Origin of the sequence: Mycobacterium kyorinense (assembly GCF_002101735.1) — a bacterium.
Taxonomy (GTDB): domain Bacteria; phylum Actinomycetota; class Actinomycetes; order Mycobacteriales; family Mycobacteriaceae; genus Mycobacterium; species Mycobacterium kyorinense.
On sequence record NZ_LQPE01000138.1, the window covers coordinates 37,096 to 55,090 of the forward strand.

Sequence of the window (17,995 nt, forward strand, 5' to 3'; positions counted from 1 at the left end):
CCCTAGACGGCTTTTCGATGCGAATACCACCGTTCGCCCGCGGGCAGGCGCTGCACCATGCGGGTGGCCGCCGACGCAATGCTGTTCGCCGTTCCGGGCGCGACGATCATCCACGTTCTGCCGCCGTCTGCCACATGCTCGGTCACCAGCCGGCCGTCGGGAGTGTCGATGATGGTCAGCGCACCGTCGTCGATGTGCACCCGGACAGGCCCGGACTGGATCGCCACGACAGACGTCTGGACCGTGCGCCTCGCGTCGACGGCCGACATCAGCAACTGGACCTGATCTGCGTCGAGACGCTGGTGAAGCAAGAACCGGTGCAATGTCTTTGGGTCGGCAGCTGCAGTACGCAGTGCCGCAAGCTCCATCGTCACCGGCCGTAGTCGCGCCGGCGGCTCCCGGCCGCATACGCTTTCGATCACGGTGCTCAGCACGGCGTTCGCGGCGTCCTCGGTGCTGGCGGCGCCCGCCCCACGGATCTGGATCAGCTCCGCTGACCGTTCGATCGCCGCCCACCAATTGGCGTATCGCCCCACAAGCGCCCGCGCCGACGACGCCGCGCCCGGTGATTGGCGCTGGACATACAGTGCGATGTCCCGGCGGGACAGCACTGTGAGCCATTCCAGCACAGGAGGATCGACCTGCCCTGATGCGTCAACGACGCCCTGCTCGCGCAATTCGGCGGTCACCGGATGCGCCAGCGCCAGTTGGCGGCTTTCGACGCTGGGCAGATGCGGCCGTAGTCCCAGCTCGGGTGCAATCACCTCGATACCGGTGAGAACTTGAAGGACCCACAAACCATCTACGGTGGTGGTCAACACCGAGCGCCCCCACTACCGGCTTCTCAAATGAAAGCCTGGCTGATCGCCTGGTCGGTGGCCTGGGCACTTTCGGCCGTGTTGTTGACGACGTGCCCGTGTTGGCTGACGGATTGGATGAGACCCTCCAGGCCGTGCAGCATCTGTTGTTGGGCGTCGAAAAACGCTGTTGCACCGGCACCTTGGAAGAAGTCGGCCAGTGCTTGGGTGCGGTGCTGGATGTCGTCGTGGATTTCCATCAGCTGAGCTGCCCGCGAGGCGACGTCTGATGCGAAACCCGTTACAGCTCCGTAGTTGTAGGTGATCTGGTCTGACATATCCTTGATTCCTTTGCTTGATCAGCTGGCGCCGAAGAGACCGGTGAAACCGTGGGCGGCATCGGCTTCGTGGTTTTCCATGAGCACGGCCGCGCGGCCGAGCCCGTGGGCCAGGCGCTGACCGCCCGCTACGGTCTGCTGCAGATCGTGGTTGATTTGGCCAGCGGTGGCCAACGACGTGAATCCCGCCTGGCCATGCCAGGTCGACACGTTGATGACGTTTTCGTGCCCGCTCAGGTAGTCGTTGGCCACCGCGGTTGCATACTGCAACGCCGATTCGATGGCTTGCTGGGTGCTTCGCAGCAATTCGGGTGTCACGATCGTAGCGTTTGCCATGCCTGCTCCTAGATTTTTTTTCATTCCGTCCGGACCACCGACCCGGAGGTTGGCTCGAAGTCTATGCGCGTACGGCGCAGTGTCACTTCAGTTGCTGGCAAGCTGTGAGTCACTGATACACGGTTCGGAATCAGCAGGATTCGGTAGTCCAGCAAAGGTTTCAGGTCTGTTTGTCTTCTCCGTCGTCGACGGAGACGCGCGGACGTTTCTTTTCCGTCCCGCCACTCTCGCGTGCGGGCACCCCGGCCGAAAGCGGCAGTGATGCGCCGCCTGCCACCGACGACGTCGTCGGGCCGTGCAGTTCACGCAGGGCGCCGAGTGAATCGGCGCGCAGCAGCCCGGCCGGTCTTCCACCAGTCGGCGGCTCGAAGCCGTTGGCGGGACGGGTGTAGCTGGTCAAGCCGGCACCCGGGTAGCCGCCCATACCTCCTGTACTGCTTGGTGTTCCAGCCCGTAAACCGCCCGGCGATCCACTTTCCACAGCCGCCGGCGCGGCGGCTTCGGGCGCAGTGGTGAACGACGCCGGGAACATGCCGGTGACCGACTGCATCAGGGCTTGAGGCATGCGGGCTGATCCCTGCGCCGCTTGCATCGGCGACTGCGCCAGCGTCGTCATCGGCTGCAACGCTTGCATCGGTGCCCGCAGTACCTGCGTAAGTGCACCGACCTGGTCGGTCGTGTCGGCCGGCGCGATTGCGGTCTGCGTGGCTTGACTGGACGCACGCATCGCGTCGCTCATGCCGGTTTGCGCGGCCGCTTGCGCGACGGCCTCGCTCGCCGCCGCCGGTGCTGCCGGCGATCCGCCCATCGGGGCGACGGGCGGCGGGACGGCAAGCGCGGCCGTCAAGCTGCCCAGCGCAGCCGAATACCCCCATCCCACACTCGAATTGTGCGGCCAGTGTTCACCGAAGTATTCGGTATCCAGCGCCACGATTTCCGGTGTGCGCATTCCGAAGAAGTTCGTGGCGTTGGCGCTGGCCCACTCATCGCGATTGGCCTGACACACGGTCGAGGGAATCACCGCGGATCGCGCGCTTGTGAATGCATCCACGGCAGCCTGCGTAACCGCGATCTTTTCCGCGATCCAACCGACCAGCATCTGCAATCCGGCGTTGAGGCCCAGTCCGGCCGCCGTCGAGGCGCTGGCACCCATGCCGAGCCACGACGCGGCGGTAGCCGCCATGTTGACCGTCGAAAGGCCTGCCGATGCTTCATGGCATCCGGATTCGGCCGCCCACGCCGCATTGTTCGCGAGCACCGAAGCTGGGCAACCGGTTTCGAAAATGGCCGCGATCGTCTCCGGTGGGCCGGTCCACCTCGGGTCGGGCATGATGCCGGCCTACGCCAGGTTGGCCGCGCGGATCGCCTCGGTGGCGACATACGTGCCGGACGCGAGTGCTTGGCTGCCCGCGTAGCCGGCACGCTGGCCGACGTGCTCGGCGGCCGCCCCAAGGTAGGCGACACCTGTGGCGCTCAGTGCAGCAGCGAACGCGATCGAATCCTGATCCGCAGCCATGGGTGCGACAGCTGTGAGCGCGGCCGCGGCCGTGGCCGTGGTTGCGGCGGATTCGGCACTGATTGCCGCTTCGGTAGCCGCCGATGCATCCACAGCGCCTGGCATTACGTTGAGTGGCAACACGTTATCTCCTTTTCATTGATCGCCTGACTCGGGAGCGCCGACGAGCACCCCCTCGATCGCTCCATCGGTGGTCACCAACAAACCCCGGCCGGGCGGCAGCTGCTGGGCGCTGATCCGGCCGAAGACTTTGACCGCTGCCGGATCGTTGTCCATGAACAGCGTGGGCGCACGCGAATTGGTCATCTTCTGCAAGAACGGGTTCATCACCGACACCCCCGCCCAGTTGCCCGGCAGCCGAGAGGCGATGACATGCAGCCCGATTTCGCGTCCGCGCTCGATCAGACCCCACAGCGGTGCGGTACAGGCAGGCTTTCCGATCTCGCCGTGCGGTCGCAGCTCCTGCTCGTCGTCGATCAGGACGAAGTGGTGTGGACCGTCCCAGCCGCGCCGGTTGAGCAGTTCGTCCTGGCTCAAGCCCAGGGGCGGCAGCCGGTCCCGCATGATCTGCGCCAAATCTGCGATTACCTCGTCGATGTGGTCAGGTGTGTACGCGTAGGTACGCACGTGTGGCGCACGGATTTGGCCGATCAGTGACGTCTTCGGGTCGATGATCGTGATCTGCGCCTGCGCCGGCTCAAGCCGGCTCACGATGGCCTGGCCGATCGCGGCCAAAGCGGTGGTCTTCCCGCACAATTGGCGGCCGACCACGAGCAGATTGGGCAGCCGTCGCATCGACAGCGATACGGGCTGCAAAGCGCTTTCACCGACCGCGAACGGAATGTTCAGGCTGTCTGCGGCCTCGGTTGTGGCGGCGAAGCTCTCCCACACCCGGCGCAGCGGAATCGATCCGGGCAGCCGCGCGAGGCTCTCCAGCCTTCGGGTGCCGGTCATCTCGGCGATTCGACGCCCGACCCCGTGAGCCGGCACGCGCGAGCCGTCGGCACCGGTGATCTCCGGCAGCGCAACCAGCAACTCGTAGCCTTGCCTGGTAAGGCCGAAGCCCGGCCGGTCCAGCGTATTTCGCGCCGCCTTGCGCTGCTCGAAAGTGGTACCCATCTGTGTCTCGTCCGGATTGCTGAGCCGCAACTGAATCCGCGCATTCGACACATTGAGCAGCGCTTGCTTCTGTCCAACCAGCCACGCATTGGCGCTGCTGATGACGTGCACCCCGTAGGACAAGCCCTGCCGGGCGACGGCGATCGCGCGATCACCGATGAGGGGCTCCTTGTCATAGAGGTCGCCGAAGTTGTCGATGACAAGGAACACATCGCCGAATCTGTCCTCGGCATCGGTGCTGCCGCCACCTGCTCCGAACCGTCGTTCGCGGAATTCGCCGACGTCGATTTGATACTGCTTGAACGACGCCTCTCGTGCGAGGATCAGCCCCTCGATGGCCGCGATGGTTCGCGAAACGCCTTCGCTGTCAGTCAGGCTCACCACTGAGGCCACGTGTGGGATGTCGTCGACCGGATACAGTGACGCACCGATGCAGAAGAAGGTGACCCGTTCCGGCCGATACATCAGCGCGGCGGACACAATCAACGTCGTCAATGCCGTCGACTTACCGCGCTGAGCCGTGGCGACCACCATGACGTTGTCCATCTGCGCGTCGATCGCGTGCACGCGCTGCGCATGCTCCTCGGGGATATCGACTATTCCGACAGGCAGGAGCAGCCCTGGATTCTGCCCGTAGTCGACAGTCCATGGCTTACCGCGCCACCGCGACACCACTGCGTCGATCGGTTCGCTGACGTCCAACGGCGGAAGCCAGATCTGGTGCGGCGGACGCGCCGGGTGGGAGATCAGCGATTCGCGGATGACGTCGACGAGTTTCTTCTTCCGGAATCCGTCGGAGTCGAAAAGAAACTCATCCGCCTGTTGCGGCTCGTCGGAAACCAGTGCAGCGCTGTCCGCGGCGCTCAGCGGCTGGTACTCCCAGGTGAGCAGGCGGGGCCTGGAAAAGCTGCGGTCGACGGTCCGAGCCATCTGGGCGGTTTTTTTGGGCAGCACAAACGGCGCCGACACGTAAAAGCAGCGAAACTGTTCCACATCTCGCGGGCCCACCTTGAGCAGTGCGTAGCCATTTTCTTTCGACGGCAGGTGCAGCGCCGCATCGCTGCCGATCACGTCGCGGGAATCTTCGGCGGTCTCGGCGCGCAGGGCTACCCGAAAAGCGATGTTGCTCTTGACTTTACTCAGCGACGACAGATCCAGGCGCTGGCCGCCCAGCGTGAAGAACACGTTGCATCCACGGCCTTCTTGCCCGATGTGGATCACCAGGTCGACCCAGCTCGGGTGGTGGACGAACAGCTCGAGGTACTCGTCGATGATGACCAGCAAAATGGGCACCGGCTCGAGATCACGGCCGGCCAGACGCATCTCCTCGTACTCGTTGGCGTCGCGGGCGCCGGCCTCCTTGAAGAGGCGATAACGTCGGGCGATTTCCCCGTTGATGGCTTTGCGCATCCGCTCGGCGAGGTGCCGCTCGTCGTTGCCCAAGTTGGACAGCGAGCCGGCAACGTGTGGGAAGCCCTGGAGGTCTTGCGCGGCGGACTCGAACTTCATGTCGACGAAGATCACCGTGAACGCTTCTGGTGAATGCGTCAGCGCAATGCCGCTGCACAGCGACAAGAAGTATTCCGACTTGCCGGAACCGGACGTGCCGATTACCACCGAATGAAATCCGAAGCCGCCGAAGTCCTTGGCGCGCAGGATGACATGCTGCACTTCACCGCTGGGTTTCACTCCCACGGGCACCAGGGCCCAGTTCTGGTCGCCGCGGCCGCGGCTGTCCGCCCAGAGCCGGTCGACGTCGAGTTGGCGCGGATCAGCGATGCCCAACGCTCGCAGCAGCTCACCGCCCTGGCTGTCGGTTTCGCGCGGTTCGCTGGTGGCGGTCAACGACCACCGTGCCAGCATTCGCGCGTAGCGGTTGGCGGTGCTGTCCGGGAGCATGTCAGGAACGGCGTAGAACGCGTCGCGGTGCCAGAGCCTTCCATCGCGCAGCTCGAAACGCTCGTCGTCGGTGAAACCTACCCCGATGCCGGGACGGGTCCCCAACCGCAGCACCGTGATTCCGGCCATGCCTTTGCGCCCGGTGACCGCCTCCCAGGCCTCGGGCGTCCCGACCATGTCGTCGACGATCAGCCAGTGCGGGCCTAACGTCAGGCAAGGCCGCGCTTCCATCGGCGCCGGGGTCAGCGTCGGGCTGGAGCCCATCGGCGGGGTCCACGGCCCTCGCCCTTTGCGGTGCAACTCGGTATCGAGCGCTTCCTCGAGTTCGGTGGGTGAGGTGAACACCAATCGTCGCGGCCCGCAGGCGTCGAACATTTCGTCATGTTGGTTGTGCGGCAGCCACACCAGCCAGGACCACTGCCCGGGACGGCAAGTGACGACCAAGACCTTCAGATCGGTGGGGCTGTGATAAACAGCGAGCGAGCACACGATCGAACGCACTACGCCGTGCAGCTCACCGGGATCACCGATGAAACTGAAGCCGGGCTTCGAACGCAGGCTCAGCACTTTCCCGATGCCACGGATCTTGCTGTGCGCCAGGATGAAATCCCGTAATGCGGCGCCCGTCACCGGCTCTAGCTCTTCGCCAACCGGGACGTCGGGCCATTGCAGGGACACCGCATAGTCACCGGTTTGCTGCACGCCGATCCCGAGTCGGACGTCGAGAAAGTCTGGGTCGTCCGGTCGGCGCTCCCACATCCGTGGACCACCGATGACGGTATCCAGTCGCTGCGGATCGGCATGGATGAACAGTTGGCTGCGTCGCTGATCCTGCGCGGCGCGCTGTACCTGGTCGCGGTGCTCGTCCAGTTGACGCAAGTAGGCGCGGCGCCGCTTTTCCTGTTCACCCCAAGTGATCCGGCGGCCTCGACCGAAACGCCCACTGACCATGAGGGCACCGAAACCGAACAGCCCCATCATCGGGAAGAACCCGGACTGCAGCGAGCGGATACCGGAGGTGTACATCACCACCAGCGTTCCCAGGATCCCCACCAAAACGGCCGGCAGGGCGATCATCAGCAGGATGTTTCGCGGTTCATGCTCGGGCAGCGTCAGCGGCGGATCAACCGCCACCCGGGTGGGCGGAACCGTCGGCGCTGCCGTCCGGGCAGCCAGCACGAACCCGCGTTTCGACATGGCTACCCTTCCGCCCCACCATGACTCACGGCAGGAAGCGGCGCGACCGCGCCGCCAACAGTGTCGCGGGCCACCAGCGCGTAGTCCCGACTGATCGCCGGCCCGGGCGCAAAGGTGCGCAGGATTGGCCACGGTGCCTGCAGGGCGTCGCGCGGATTCAGCGCCAGCGCTTGCAAGGTTGTTTTGTCCCACTGGATTCCGTACCGCACCCCCTGCGGCGAAAGCCAGTACAGGCTCTCCCGGCTACCAGCGGTGACCACACCGCTGGTTGTTGCAACAAGATTCGCGGCGCCCGGCAGTACCAATGTCTGGTCGGCTTCCACCGAGTCAGTGCTGCGGTCGTCACGCACCAGCGACACCAGGTGGGAGTCCATGCTGGGCGGCACCGGCAGGCGTCGACCGCTGAAGATCTTGATCTCGGCCTGATGGTCGCCGGGCTGCTTCGACCAGGTGAGGCAGGTAACGGGGAGGGCCGAAGTATCGACAAACGTCAGCTTTTGCAGCGGGTAGTAGTCGACGTTGAGTTTGTCGACCGTTGGAATGTTGACCAACTTGCCGGGCGAAACCAGCCTGGGTGTGGCGATGCCCTGCGGATCCGCAGTCCGCAACAAATCTGCCACGAAACCGCTGATCTTCTGCACTCCGTCCGGTAGCAGGACATAGAAGCCGTTGACCACACCGTTGGCGTCGCGGGTTTCCAGCACGCTGCCCACTGTCGCGTCCACCAAGAACGTCGACGGGGCTCCCGCTTCGGGAATCGGCGGAACCACAATCGGTTCCGTCGCAGGCATGGCATCGAACAGTGCATTCGAGATGCCTATGGGGCGTGTCACGCCAGGATCCAGCCCGAGGTTGAACGTCACCGATCGATCTGCAGGGTCAATCCGTGACCGGTGCCCGCCCCAGATCACATAGGTCGAGTCGCGGTGGGTCACCAGGATGGCCTGGTCGAGTCGCGTCGGGGCCGAGTCGGGAAGCACTCCGGCAATCGAGGTCACCACCGGTGATGCGTTATTACCGGCGAACGTCGCGGTGTCGCATATCGACCAAGCCGAGGTCGATGCCGGTGTGACAGCGAGGTTATCTGGAATTCCGGGGATGCCGATCATCGGCCCGGTCGGATACCTCGCAATCTCCGTGGACCGGACCCAGGTCGGAGCGCCGGCGTTTCCCACTGCTAGCCGCGCGGACGTCAGATTGAGGGCGGGATACAGCCGGCCGTCGACCTTCACGTAGACCGCTCCGGTGTCCCGGTCGCCGATCAGCGCCGACTGCCCGACGAGGCCCGCCGGTTTCATGAAGTGCAGCAACGCCATCCAGCCTGCACCGAGCAGCGCGAACACCACCGACAACACCAAGGCGGCCTGTTGTTTACGGTCGTCGTGTTTCATCCGAACCGAATATCGGGTGATGGCGGCGCGCAGCCGTCGGTTGTAGAACAGGTGGCCCGAATTCTGGTCGCGGTTGGACAAGTTGAGCGGCACGATCAATATCCCTTCGGCGGCCGGTTCGCGTCCGCTTGCTGCACCAGCGCAATCAGGTTGTCGCCGTTGGCTCTAACTCCGTAGCGGTGCATCACGTAGTTCATCGACGCGCAGATGTTGGCGACGGGGTCGTAGATATTGGTCGAGGTACCGGGTTGGTGGTAGCGGGCGAATGTGGTCGGGATCGTCTGCGTGATGCCGCGTGCGAAGCCCAGCCGCTGGCCGTCGGCTTGTAGTGGTCCCGGTTCGGTGGCCGGCGCCGACGCGACCGCTGATGGCCGACCTCCCGACTCCCGGGCTATCAGTGTCTGGTATCCGTGCAGCCAATTGCGCCGGGCCACTGGATCACTGATTCCGAGGTGATCCATTGCGGCGCAGATGTAGTCCCTGGTTCGGTTGCTCGGCCGAAGAAGGCGTTCGTATCCCACTGCGCTGAGCGGCAGGGAACCAGCGGCGGAACGGCGCGCCGGCCGCGCGACGCGGCGCCGGTGCCCGTAGTCGAGCCGGCGCAGCCGCCGTGCCAGGAGCCGCGCATGTCGACGTGAGCGCACCAGACCTCGTCGTTGCATGTGCAGCCGCGCGACCATGCGGCGCAAGGCTTCTCGTCGGCCCAGGACGGTGTCGGTTGCCGGCATCGGGTCGCCATGCGCATCGTCCAGGATCATGCGACTGGCGTGACGTCCGTGGGCACGTTGGGCGCCGGCGTCCGCCACCACGGTGGCCATTTCGTGGTCCGTCGCCGCGGCATGGTTCAGCGCGGCCGTCGCGCGCCGGGTCGCCGGTGCGTGGAACTGGCTTTCCGTGGACATCCCGGGCCGCCCCGCCTGCCTCGCCAGTTCGACGGGTCCGACCGACGGCTGAACACCGTACAGGCTGTGGGCGCGATGCAACAGCTCGAATGCCTGCAGCGTCAGTGGATCCGGGCTCATCGGATGCTGCCGCCGTATCTGGCCCGGTTGTCGACTTCGGCCTCTGCACGCAGCGCCGCGATCGCGAGGTTCAGGCGGTCGGCCAGTTCGACATGGGTGTAGCCGGCCATGACGTCCGGGTGCAACGTCAACGCGATCAGCTTGCCGTCCGCATTGGTCACCACATGTGCGTCGCCCAAATCGACGCTGTAGCTGACGGTCTCGGCCTCGGCGACGAGTGCCGCCCAACGGTCGGCAGCTTCGCTCAGATCCCGCAGAACGGCCTCGACGAGACCGCTGTCGCTCAGCTCTGCGCGACTGCCCACCCCCGACATCGTCGCAGTATTTCCACCACCGCGATCGGGGTCAATTCACCGTGTGGATCGCTTCTTAGGTAGTGGCGCGTTGAGGGCCTGGTACCAGGCGAAGTGGTAATTCGCCGTCAGCCGGTCCCCGCTCGCCATGCCTTCGGCGGCGGCCAACAGCAGGCAGTTGAGCAGGGCCGCGTGGTCCACTTCCGGGTACTGGGCCAGCAACTGGAGCCGCGCGGTTTCCAGGTGCACGCGCAGTTCCTCGATTTCGGTTTCCAGGATGGGCGTTTTCGCCGCAGCGGCCTTGGCCAGGGTATGGACCATCCGCGGCAGACCGTCACGCATGTGCGTGGCCCCGGCCAGTAGCCAACCGAGGTCGTCGACGGTCGGCAACCGCCGGGCCCGCACCGAATATGCGGCGGGGTCGAATTCGGTTGCCCAGCCGAAAGACCATGCCAGCGGATCGCCGGGCGCGTAGGTCGCCGAGACCGTCGTGGGACCGAGAATCGTGACCGCGTCCCCGGTGCGGCGTTGGGGCGGCAGCAACCGCACGTCGGGCGGCACCGCGATACCTGGCGGTATCCAGCCCTCGGCAAGGTCCGTAGCCACAACGGTTATGCCGTTCTCCCGGTCCCCCGCCGCCCAGCACAACCCGGGTTCTTGGCGGGCCATGAACTCGACCAGCCGATGCAACCGTTCCTGATCCGATTCGGGCTGGGCCGCAGCCTCCACCTCCTGAATCGCCGGCTGCTCATCGGCCGGATCCTCCGCCGCCACGGTGATGACCGGAAGGCGCTGTGTATCTTCGGCGCTGGGCCCGTCACCGGGTCCGGGTGAGATCGTCGGCAGGTTGTCGGTGGGAAGGTCTTCCATCTTCTTGTCGAGCTGGCGAAGCGCTGCCTCGACCCGCTGGGCGGCAAGCGCACGGGCGCCGTCGACCACGCGGGCCTCTTCTGCTTGCTGGGCCGGACCCGTCGCCCCCGCTCGCCTGATCGTGCGTAACTGCTCGTTGGCAGAACGGACTATCCGATCCAGTTCTGCTCGCAGATACCTTGCGACGGAAGCATTTTCGGGTGTGATCGTGGACAGCTCGGCAGGCCACAGTTCGCCGACCACCCAGGGGGTGCAGTCGACCGCAGAGCCGAAGGGCGGAATCGCGAGGGATTCCTGAGCCGCTCTCCGGAGGCGCTGACGCGCCGTGATCCGACCGAAGATCGCCACCGGCCAAGCGTACCGGTGCGCGGGCCTTGCTGAATTGTGGGCATCACGCGGCGTGACTAGCGTGGGGTCATGGCTGATTCTGCGCTGCACCGGCAGCTGGACGAGGTGCGGCTGTTGCTCGATCGTGCGCGAGAGTTGTTCGGCGCCAATCCCATCGAGCCTCCCACCGATATCGCGCCCGTGGGTGCGGCCGCCGCGACACGGCTACCGTAGGCGGGACCGGGCCGATCGGTGCAGCCGATGCGCCCGCAACCTTTCGACCGCCGCGTCGAGGTCGTGGACATTCGGCACCTCGGCAGACGGGGTATGGCCGGCCGCGACGATCTCACCGCGCACTTCCAGCACCGCCTTGAGGTAGGACACGTCCGCGGCCAGCAAGATGCCCTGGGCCAACGTTGCGGCGTCGGTGTCCATTGCTTCGACGCTCAGCGTGAGGCTGTGCAGATAGCCGCCGCGGCAGGAGCGGACCAGGATGTGTCCACTGGGATGAACGGTGTCGAAATCGGGGTTCGGATCGCTCATCGAGCGTCGTCACCGACGTTGCCCAGGTTGTGCGCGGCGTCGTCCTCGTGCTGTTCCCACATGTTTGCCGCTGTCCGCAGTGTGTGCGCGATATCGGCATGGTCGTCGGCTTGCTGTTCATAGCACTGGCGTCGCTGGTCGAGCAGATCTCGTCCAGCCTCGCGCAGTTCGCAGAAGATCGGGCCCAGCGAGTCGAGACTGTCCTGAATCGCCGGATGCGACGACGGGATCGAGCGCAGATAGTCCGACATCTGCTGGTGATGCTCGGCAGCGGCGCGCAACTGCGCCGGCACCACGCGGATTCTTTCTGACATCCGGTTTCTTCTTTCAATTCGGTGGCGCGGCCGGCCTGGTGGGTGTCGGGGTTTCGGGCGCAGCGGCGACGCCCGCCGGCCCGGGCGGGTGCTCCCAGCCGAGGAAGCTGGGCCCCTTGACGGTGGAGATGTGCTGGATCTGGCCGTCGAGAAGGGCCTTGCTGTTGCCGAGTGCAAGAGCGTGCCGATTGGTGAACATGCCGATGTCGCCCGGCGAGACCCGCGACGGGTCGACCGGCTCGGCGACCGCGGTGCCGGGCGGTGGAATCGTGATTCCCTGCTGCCGGAACGCATCCGCGATGGGTGTGCCGCCGGCGGCGGCCTTGATCGCGGCGGCGAGCTGGGGGCTGGCGGCGGTGACGCTCTCGCCGTTGGGGAGTGTGACCGTGGTTGGCCCTTCGGGCGCCGCAGGCTCCGGCGTGGCCGGCGGCGCGGAGTCGTCGGACTCCTGGTGGTCGTCTTGTGTCGGCGCTGATTCTTCTTGTGGCACTGGGTCTTCCGCCTCCACGTCGTCGTGCCCGGCCGGCCGTTCCCAGTCCATCTCCGGCATCGTCGGCGACGGCAATCCGCCCGGCATCCCCCAACTCGGCATCCCGCCCCCGCCGAGGTTCGGCATGCCCGGCATGGCCGGTGGCATCGGCATCGCTGTGGCGCCGCCCTGTGGTGGCGCTTCGGCGGGCATGAGGCCTGGGTCGTCGGCCAGCAGCGAATCGAGATAGGGATCGAGCTCGTCGTCCGGTACATCTGGCGGATCGCCCGGCGGCGGTGAACCACCCGGGGATGGCCGGGTGTCGCTCTGGTCGCCGCCTGCCGTTTTCGAGACGTCGTATAGCGACGTCCACGCCGCCATCAGCGCCGACTTCGACGTATCGTCGAGGCCGGTATCCGCCACCACGGTGCGGATGTCCCTGAGCTTGGTGATCAGAAAGCGCTGGAAATCGCGCGCTCCGGAAGGAGTGTCCAGATCGGTTCGAGTCCGCACGGCCGTCTGAACCTCGTGTTGCAAGGCGTCGAGCGCATCGCGACCGTCTGATGTCTTCGCATGCGCATTGAGTATCGCGTTGACCACTTGCAGGTCGATCTGTGCGGCAGTCGAGTTCTGGTGTGCCAGAAGGGATTCAGCGCATCTTATGGCTTCGGCCGCATCCCCGAGCTGGTGTTGCAAGAGCGGCCCCTCCATGCGGCGAAGGTACCGGGGCCACTACCCCGCGACAATTCATCGGCTAACAACCTCGACCGGCTCAGGGCAGTGGGCGCCTGATCTGCACGTTGTTGCCCAATGCGCTGATCCGAACTGTGGCGCCCGAGTAAGGGGCTTCCACCACCAGGTTATTGCCGATGGCCATCTGAACGTGCCCTGCGGCCGGGAACACCAGATCCCCCGGCCGCACCTGTGCGCGCGGCACCGGGACGCCGTCATGGATCTGCTGGTAAGTGGTGCGGCTCAAGGGGATTCCGGCCTGCGCGTAGGACCATTGCATCAGCCCGGAACAATCGAACCGATCCGGTCCGGTTGCGCCCCAGACGTAGGGCCGACCCAGCCGCGACAGCGCGGCGCGTACCGCGATCCCGGTGCGGCCGTTTGCCGCAGGCAACTGCGATAGCCCCAAGGCCCGCCGCCGCGACGCTCGGTAACGCAGCAGCCGCAACACCACCCGGTGCCGGCGGGCCCGCTCACGAGCCGACAGCACGTGCACTCGCTGGGCGCGCAGCCGCGCCACCCGGCGCCGGGCGGCCTCGCGCTGAGCGATCGGAGTGTCGGGTGCGACCGCGGCGTCGGCGCGGGCTTCGTCGAGCACGGTCTTGGTGTGCCCGCGGGCGGCCAGGTGGTCCCGACGTGCGTCGGCGATAACACTCGCTGCCGCAGCATCGGTGCGAGCAGCCGAACGCAAAGCTTCGCGGCTGGTGTGGAGTGCGAGGTGATACCGCTGCGCCCCCGCACCGGTGGCGGGCACGGCGCCTGGTACGTCGAGCGCCACCGCATCCATGCTCGCGCCGGGGACGCTGCCCATGAACAGTTGATGGGCACGCCGCAGAAGCTCCAGCTCCCCCTGGCTCACGTCCTGCCCTAGCTGCTGATGTGTTCGACGAAAGCGCGGACGCGTGGGAGCGCTCCCGGGGGGATAACCCCTCGATTTCGGATGTCCCACATCTCGTCGCCGGTGACCCCGAGTAGTGCCGCGATGACGGTTTCCGGCAACGAAGACTGCGAGCACGCCTGGTCGAATCGTGCACTCAGGCTCACCGGCATTCGTTGTAGCAGCGCGCTGCGGGTGGCGTCGATTGCTTCCAAATGCTGCATGATCCGGCCCGCCGAATCCGCATCGGCGTTGACCGCGACCCGCCAGGAGTTAGCGGCCAGGAGTTCGGCCTTCACACACTGTCCGATCACAGAGAGAATATACGTCTCATATTCGTTTGATGTCTTCGCAGGTAGACGCTCGATCACTGTGTGGAGCGCTTCCAGCTGGGCCTCGGCGTATCTCTCCAGGACTTCGGTGTCGCTGTGCCGGTCGACCACGATCGAGGCGGGTCGGGTGCCCGTCGGCTCGGCCGCCGTGGAGGACATCAATCGGGCCAGCTCGGCCTCTGGGTCGCTAGCCGCCAGCAGCTGAGAGTACGTGCCGGGTGGCAGGCCCAAGCCGTTTTCCACCTTCTGAACGGTGCTTTTGTGCGGTTTACGGGCGCCGCGCTCCAGGTAGCTCAACCCCATGATGCTGACACCGGTGACGGCCGCGAGATCGGCCAACGACCAGTCCCGGGCCTCGCGAAGAGCTCGGATAGCCGCTCCCGCCGATTCGCGGCTCACCGTAGCGCTCCGGCCATATCCGGATAGTACACAGCACCGCTGACAAAGATACGAATATACGAATCCATAGCGTTTCCTTGCGGCGCGGTATAAACACGTATACGCTCCCGGCTACGTTTCAGTCGCAAGGGGAGGACGACCAAATGGGGTACCCGTGCTCAGCCAATCCGGAATTGTGGTTCGGCTACGCCGATGACGACGGTGGCGACGGCGCCGCCAAGGCCCGCGCGTATGAGCGCTCGGCAACCGAGGCGCGGCTGCTCTGCCTGCGCCGCTGCCCGCTTGCTCAGCAGCGCCGATGCGCCCGCTACGCCGTCGAGCACCGGGAGGAGTACGGCGTGTGGGCGGGTGTGAAACTGCCGGGAGGGCAGTACCGCAAGCGTGAACAGCTCGCGCAGGCTCACAACACGTTGCGCCGTATCGCGGTCGGCGACATCAACTCCCGACAGCTACCCGAAAATGCCGCGCTGCTCGCGCGTCGCCAGAGCGACGCCATGCCGAGGACTACCGCGGTGTTTCATCTGCCGACCCCGCTTGGTCCGCAGTCGGCCGCCTGACCGGTCGGGTTTGATCGGTCCCCAAAGCGGCAACAGTTCGAGTCGGACGACGCGACGGCAGGGGCCGCATTCATGACCTTCGACCTGACACCGACGGCAGCGCAGCACGACCTGGCCAAGCGCACCCACGAGTTCGCCGAATCGGTGATCCGCCCGGTCGCACTCGAGTATGACCAGCGCCAGGAATTCCCCTGGCCGGTGCTCGAGGAAGCCGCCCAGCAGGGCTTCTACAGTCCGCTGTTCTACCGCGACCTGATCGGTGACCCGACGGGGCTGTCGCTGCCGATATTCATGGAGGAACTGTTCTGGGGTTGCGCCGGAATCGGTTTGGCGATCGTGATGCCGGCACTGGCGCTCTCGGCGATCGGCCAGGCCGCCTCCCCTGAACAGATGCTCCAGTGGGCGCCGGAATGCTTCGGAACACCGGGCGACCTCAAACTGGCCGCGCTGGCAATCTCCGAACCCGAGGGCGGCAGCGACGTCCGCAACCTGCGGACCACTGCCCGCCGCGACGGCAGCGACTGGGTCATCGACGGCCACAAGATGTGGATCGGCAACGGCGGCATCGCGAACGTGCATGTGGTGAACGCCGTCGTCGACGAGGAGCTCGGTCACCGCGGCCAGGCGCTGTTCGTGGTCCCGGGCGGCACGCCCGGGCTTGAGATGGTACGCAAGCTCGACAAGTTGGGCTGTCGGGCGTCGCACACCGCGGAGTTGCGCTTCAACAACGTGCGGGTTCCGGAAGCCAATCTGCTTGGCGGGCAAGAGAAACTCGAACACAAGCTGGCAAAGGCCCGCGAAGTGGTCGCCGGTGGGCGAAAGTCGGGTTCGGCCACGCTGGGCACCTTCGAGCAGACCCGCCCGATGGTCGCCGCCCAGGCGATCGGCATCGCCCGCGCCGCACTGGAATACGCGACCACCTACGCCACCCAGCGCGAAGCGTTCGGCGGCCCGATCATCGACAACCAGGGCATCGCGTTTCCGCTAGCCGAGCTGGCCACTCAAATTGACGCCGCCCGGCTGCTGACCTGGCGGGCCTCCTGGATGGCTGCTAACGGCATTGCGTTCGACCGCGGCGAGGGCTCGATGTCGAAGATGGCCGCCAGTGAGGTCGCGGTCCGGGCAACCGAACGCGCCATTCAGACGATGGGCGGCTGGGGCTACATCACCGACCACCCCGTCGAAAAGTGGTATCGAGATGCCAAGCTGTACACCATCTTTGAGGGCACCAGCGAGATCCAACGCATCGTCATCTCCCAGGCATTGGGTGCCTCGGAGGGCGCGCCGCCCCTGCATTTCGAGATCGAACCGTCCGGTGGACCGCTGAATCGTATGTTCGGCCGCGGCGCGCCGCTGCGGTCGCGTGCGGCCGAGGCCGCGCTGTCGGTGCAGGACCGGATTCCCGAGCCGGTCAAGCGAATCGCGATGAAAGTGCTCCGCCCCCCGCGCTGAATCGCAGCCTAGCCCTCCAGATCGTGGACCACCTCGCGCAGCTGCCGCGCAAGCTGCCGGTCGTACTTGTCCAGATCGGCCAACTGCCGCTTGATGTTCAGTGACTTGGTCGCGGCAACCTGCTGCAGTTTTAGCGCCGTCACCGGGCTCATCTTGGCAAGCCGATCCAAGACCCGGCCCTGCTGCGCCGACAGCCCGCCGTCCCTGCCCACTTGCCAGCCCTGCTGCCCGGAATGCTCGACGCCCCGCAGAATGCCGGCCCGCGTCGCCGACAATTCGGATCCGTTCTCGGACAAGGCCTTTTGGACCCGCTGAAGCGCGTCAACGATTCGCTGCTGCTTCTCCAGCGTGCGCCCGACTCGTGCGACCGCCGCGTCTGACGCCTGCCCCTCCCAGCCGCCGCGGAGCCGCTCAAGGGCTTCTTGTCCGACCTTCAGCTGCTGCTGCATCGCCCGCAGATGCGAGCCAACCTGCCCCGCCGCCTGCGTCAACGCGTCGAAATTCGCCTTCTCGACCTCGGCAATCGTGAACGGGAACGACATGCGCGGCCCCTGGTCAGCATTCCCACACTGTGCACAGTTGCGGATTCATCGCGGAGAACACGTCCGCGTCGCTGGGCGCCGCCCACGCCACCCCGGGGCTTCCGGTCGACCACACAGCCAACTCGGCGACCGAACTGCCGACACTCGCCAGATAGACATGGGCGCTGGTCTGGGTCAACGGCACGTCGAGGACGGCAGCCATTTCACTACAGCCGCCTCGTTGCATGCTCGGGCAATGCGAGCGCGGCGTCGTCACCGTCACCTGCGCGCCGGGCGCCGTCGATCCGCAGTTGGTCGCGGTGTTCTGCAATGAGGTGAACAACTGATCCGCGGTTTGCCCCATTCGCCACGTGTCGCCGGGGTAGTGAACGATCTGCTGCTGCAACGACCATGCGTCGAGGCCCTTGTCCACCCGCGCCCGGGCAGCATCGACACCGCCAGCGTCCACCAATCGCTTGTCGGGGGCGCCGACCCGGCAAAGCGTCTCGACCTGAAAAGCGTTGTCGCCCGGAGCTTCTGCGATACCGGCCAGGTCGGGCCAATGCTGGCTGTCGTCCAGTGGCAGCCGGTTCGCGCTGATCCAGGCCGCGGCCGGAACAGTGGTCGCGGCCGCGGCGGGAGCCGAGGTAACCGTCATCAGAACCGCCGCCAGCACTGCTGCGCGCCGAGACAT

The 17,995-nt window shown here is 65.9% G+C and carries 20 protein-coding genes; 3 read left to right on the forward strand and 17 right to left on the reverse strand.

Going from position 1 to position 17,995, the window contains the following annotated elements; translation table 11 throughout:
- Positions 1–2: 2 nt before the first annotated feature.
- The 10 genes from AWC14_RS17180 to AWC14_RS17225 all read right to left on the reverse strand — a co-directional run bounded on the left by AWC14_RS17180 (position 3) and on the right by AWC14_RS17225 (position 11,126).
- The gene (locus tag AWC14_RS17180) at positions 3–797 is read right to left on the reverse strand and encodes an ESX secretion-associated protein EspG (RefSeq protein WP_235215907.1); all 795 of its coding nucleotides are present in this window, start codon (positions 795–797) and stop codon (positions 3–5) included.
- A gap of 47 nt (positions 798–844) precedes the next feature.
- Positions 845–1,135 carry a WXG100 family type VII secretion target gene (locus AWC14_RS17185; protein ID WP_045378927.1) on the reverse strand — a complete coding sequence of 97 codons (291 nt, stop codon included), beginning with the start codon at positions 1,133–1,135 and terminating at the stop codon, positions 845–847.
- A 21-nt stretch (positions 1,136–1,156) separates the two neighbouring features.
- Positions 1,157–1,471 (reverse strand): hypothetical protein, encoded by a 315-nt coding sequence (locus AWC14_RS17190; protein WP_045378930.1) that lies wholly within the window; start codon positions 1,469–1,471, stop codon positions 1,157–1,159.
- A gap of 160 nt (positions 1,472–1,631) precedes the next feature.
- A complete protein-coding gene (locus AWC14_RS17195) occupies positions 1,632–2,801 on the reverse strand; it encodes a PPE domain-containing protein (RefSeq protein ID WP_052425585.1) in 1,170 nt (389 codons plus the stop codon).
- A 9-nt stretch (positions 2,802–2,810) separates the two neighbouring features.
- The gene (locus tag AWC14_RS17200; RefSeq protein ID WP_193393847.1) at positions 2,811–3,092 is read right to left on the reverse strand and encodes a PE domain-containing protein; all 282 of its coding nucleotides are present in this window, start codon (positions 3,090–3,092) and stop codon (positions 2,811–2,813) included.
- 30 nt (positions 3,093–3,122) lie between these two features.
- Positions 3,123–7,202: a type VII secretion protein EccC gene (locus AWC14_RS17205; RefSeq protein WP_045378933.1), complete on the reverse strand. Its 4,080-nt coding sequence runs from the start codon at positions 7,200–7,202 to the stop codon at positions 3,123–3,125.
- A gap of 2 nt (positions 7,203–7,204) precedes the next feature.
- Positions 7,205–8,686 carry a type VII secretion protein EccB gene (eccB, locus tag AWC14_RS17210; RefSeq protein ID WP_057003378.1) on the reverse strand — a complete coding sequence of 494 codons (1,482 nt, stop codon included), beginning with the start codon at positions 8,684–8,686 and terminating at the stop codon, positions 7,205–7,207.
- 2 nt (positions 8,687–8,688) lie between these two features.
- Positions 8,689–9,615, reverse strand: a complete 927-nt coding sequence (locus AWC14_RS17215) for a transglycosylase SLT domain-containing protein (RefSeq protein ID WP_045378938.1) — start codon at positions 9,613–9,615, stop codon at positions 8,689–8,691.
- The gene (locus AWC14_RS17220) at positions 9,612–9,929 is read right to left on the reverse strand and encodes a DUF2710 family protein (RefSeq protein ID WP_045378941.1); all 318 of its coding nucleotides are present in this window, start codon (positions 9,927–9,929) and stop codon (positions 9,612–9,614) included. Before AWC14_RS17220 ends, AWC14_RS17215 begins: the two co-directional genes overlap by 4 nt.
- A gap of 36 nt (positions 9,930–9,965) precedes the next feature.
- Entirely contained in the window at positions 9,966–11,126 is a 1,161-nt protein-coding gene (locus AWC14_RS17225; protein ID WP_045378944.1) for a DUF5631 domain-containing protein, read from the reverse strand.
- 69 nt (positions 11,127–11,195) lie between these two features.
- On the opposite strand from AWC14_RS17225, the gene AWC14_RS29020 reads away from it, so the two are divergent.
- Complete coding sequence (locus AWC14_RS29020; RefSeq protein WP_162835656.1) at positions 11,196–11,339, forward strand: hypothetical protein; 144 nt, start codon at positions 11,196–11,198, stop codon at positions 11,337–11,339.
- Here the strand turns inward: AWC14_RS29020 and AWC14_RS17230 are convergent.
- The 5 genes from AWC14_RS17230 to AWC14_RS17250 form a co-directional block, all read right to left on the reverse strand.
- Positions 11,331–11,648, reverse strand: coding sequence for a DUF2694 family protein (locus tag AWC14_RS17230; RefSeq protein ID WP_045378947.1), 318 nt, complete (start codon positions 11,646–11,648; stop codon positions 11,331–11,333). The genes AWC14_RS29020 and AWC14_RS17230 overlap by 9 nt on opposite strands.
- The gene (locus AWC14_RS17235) at positions 11,645–11,962 is read right to left on the reverse strand and encodes an ESX-1 secretion-associated protein (RefSeq protein ID WP_045378950.1); all 318 of its coding nucleotides are present in this window, start codon (positions 11,960–11,962) and stop codon (positions 11,645–11,647) included. Before AWC14_RS17235 ends, AWC14_RS17230 begins: the two co-directional genes overlap by 4 nt.
- A gap of 13 nt (positions 11,963–11,975) precedes the next feature.
- The gene (locus tag AWC14_RS17240) at positions 11,976–13,142 is read right to left on the reverse strand and encodes a DUF4226 domain-containing protein (protein ID WP_045378953.1); all 1,167 of its coding nucleotides are present in this window, start codon (positions 13,140–13,142) and stop codon (positions 11,976–11,978) included.
- 61 nt (positions 13,143–13,203) lie between these two features.
- Positions 13,204–14,022: a C40 family peptidase gene (locus AWC14_RS17245; protein WP_045378956.1), complete on the reverse strand. Its 819-nt coding sequence runs from the start codon at positions 14,020–14,022 to the stop codon at positions 13,204–13,206.
- 8 nt (positions 14,023–14,030) lie between these two features.
- Positions 14,031–14,771 carry a helix-turn-helix domain-containing protein gene (locus AWC14_RS17250; protein ID WP_057003377.1) on the reverse strand — a complete coding sequence of 247 codons (741 nt, stop codon included), beginning with the start codon at positions 14,769–14,771 and terminating at the stop codon, positions 14,031–14,033.
- A gap of 143 nt (positions 14,772–14,914) precedes the next feature.
- Here AWC14_RS17250 and AWC14_RS17255 point away from each other — a divergent pair, with 143 nt between their 5' ends.
- Positions 14,915–15,328 (forward strand): WhiB family transcriptional regulator, encoded by a 414-nt coding sequence (locus AWC14_RS17255; protein WP_057003376.1) that lies wholly within the window; start codon positions 14,915–14,917, stop codon positions 15,326–15,328.
- A gap of 72 nt (positions 15,329–15,400) precedes the next feature.
- Positions 15,401–16,780, forward strand: coding sequence for an acyl-CoA dehydrogenase family protein (locus AWC14_RS17260; protein ID WP_045380304.1), 1,380 nt, complete (start codon positions 15,401–15,403; stop codon positions 16,778–16,780).
- A gap of 8 nt (positions 16,781–16,788) precedes the next feature.
- Here the strand turns inward: AWC14_RS17260 and AWC14_RS17265 are convergent, their stop codons facing one another.
- Both AWC14_RS17265 and AWC14_RS17270 read right to left on the reverse strand, forming a co-directional pair.
- On the reverse strand, positions 16,789–17,322 hold the full coding sequence (locus AWC14_RS17265; protein ID WP_045380302.1) for a WXG100 family type VII secretion target: 534 nt from the start codon (positions 17,320–17,322) through the stop codon (positions 16,789–16,791).
- A gap of 13 nt (positions 17,323–17,335) precedes the next feature.
- A complete protein-coding gene (locus tag AWC14_RS17270; RefSeq protein WP_057003375.1) occupies positions 17,336–17,995 on the reverse strand; it encodes a hypothetical protein in 660 nt (219 codons plus the stop codon).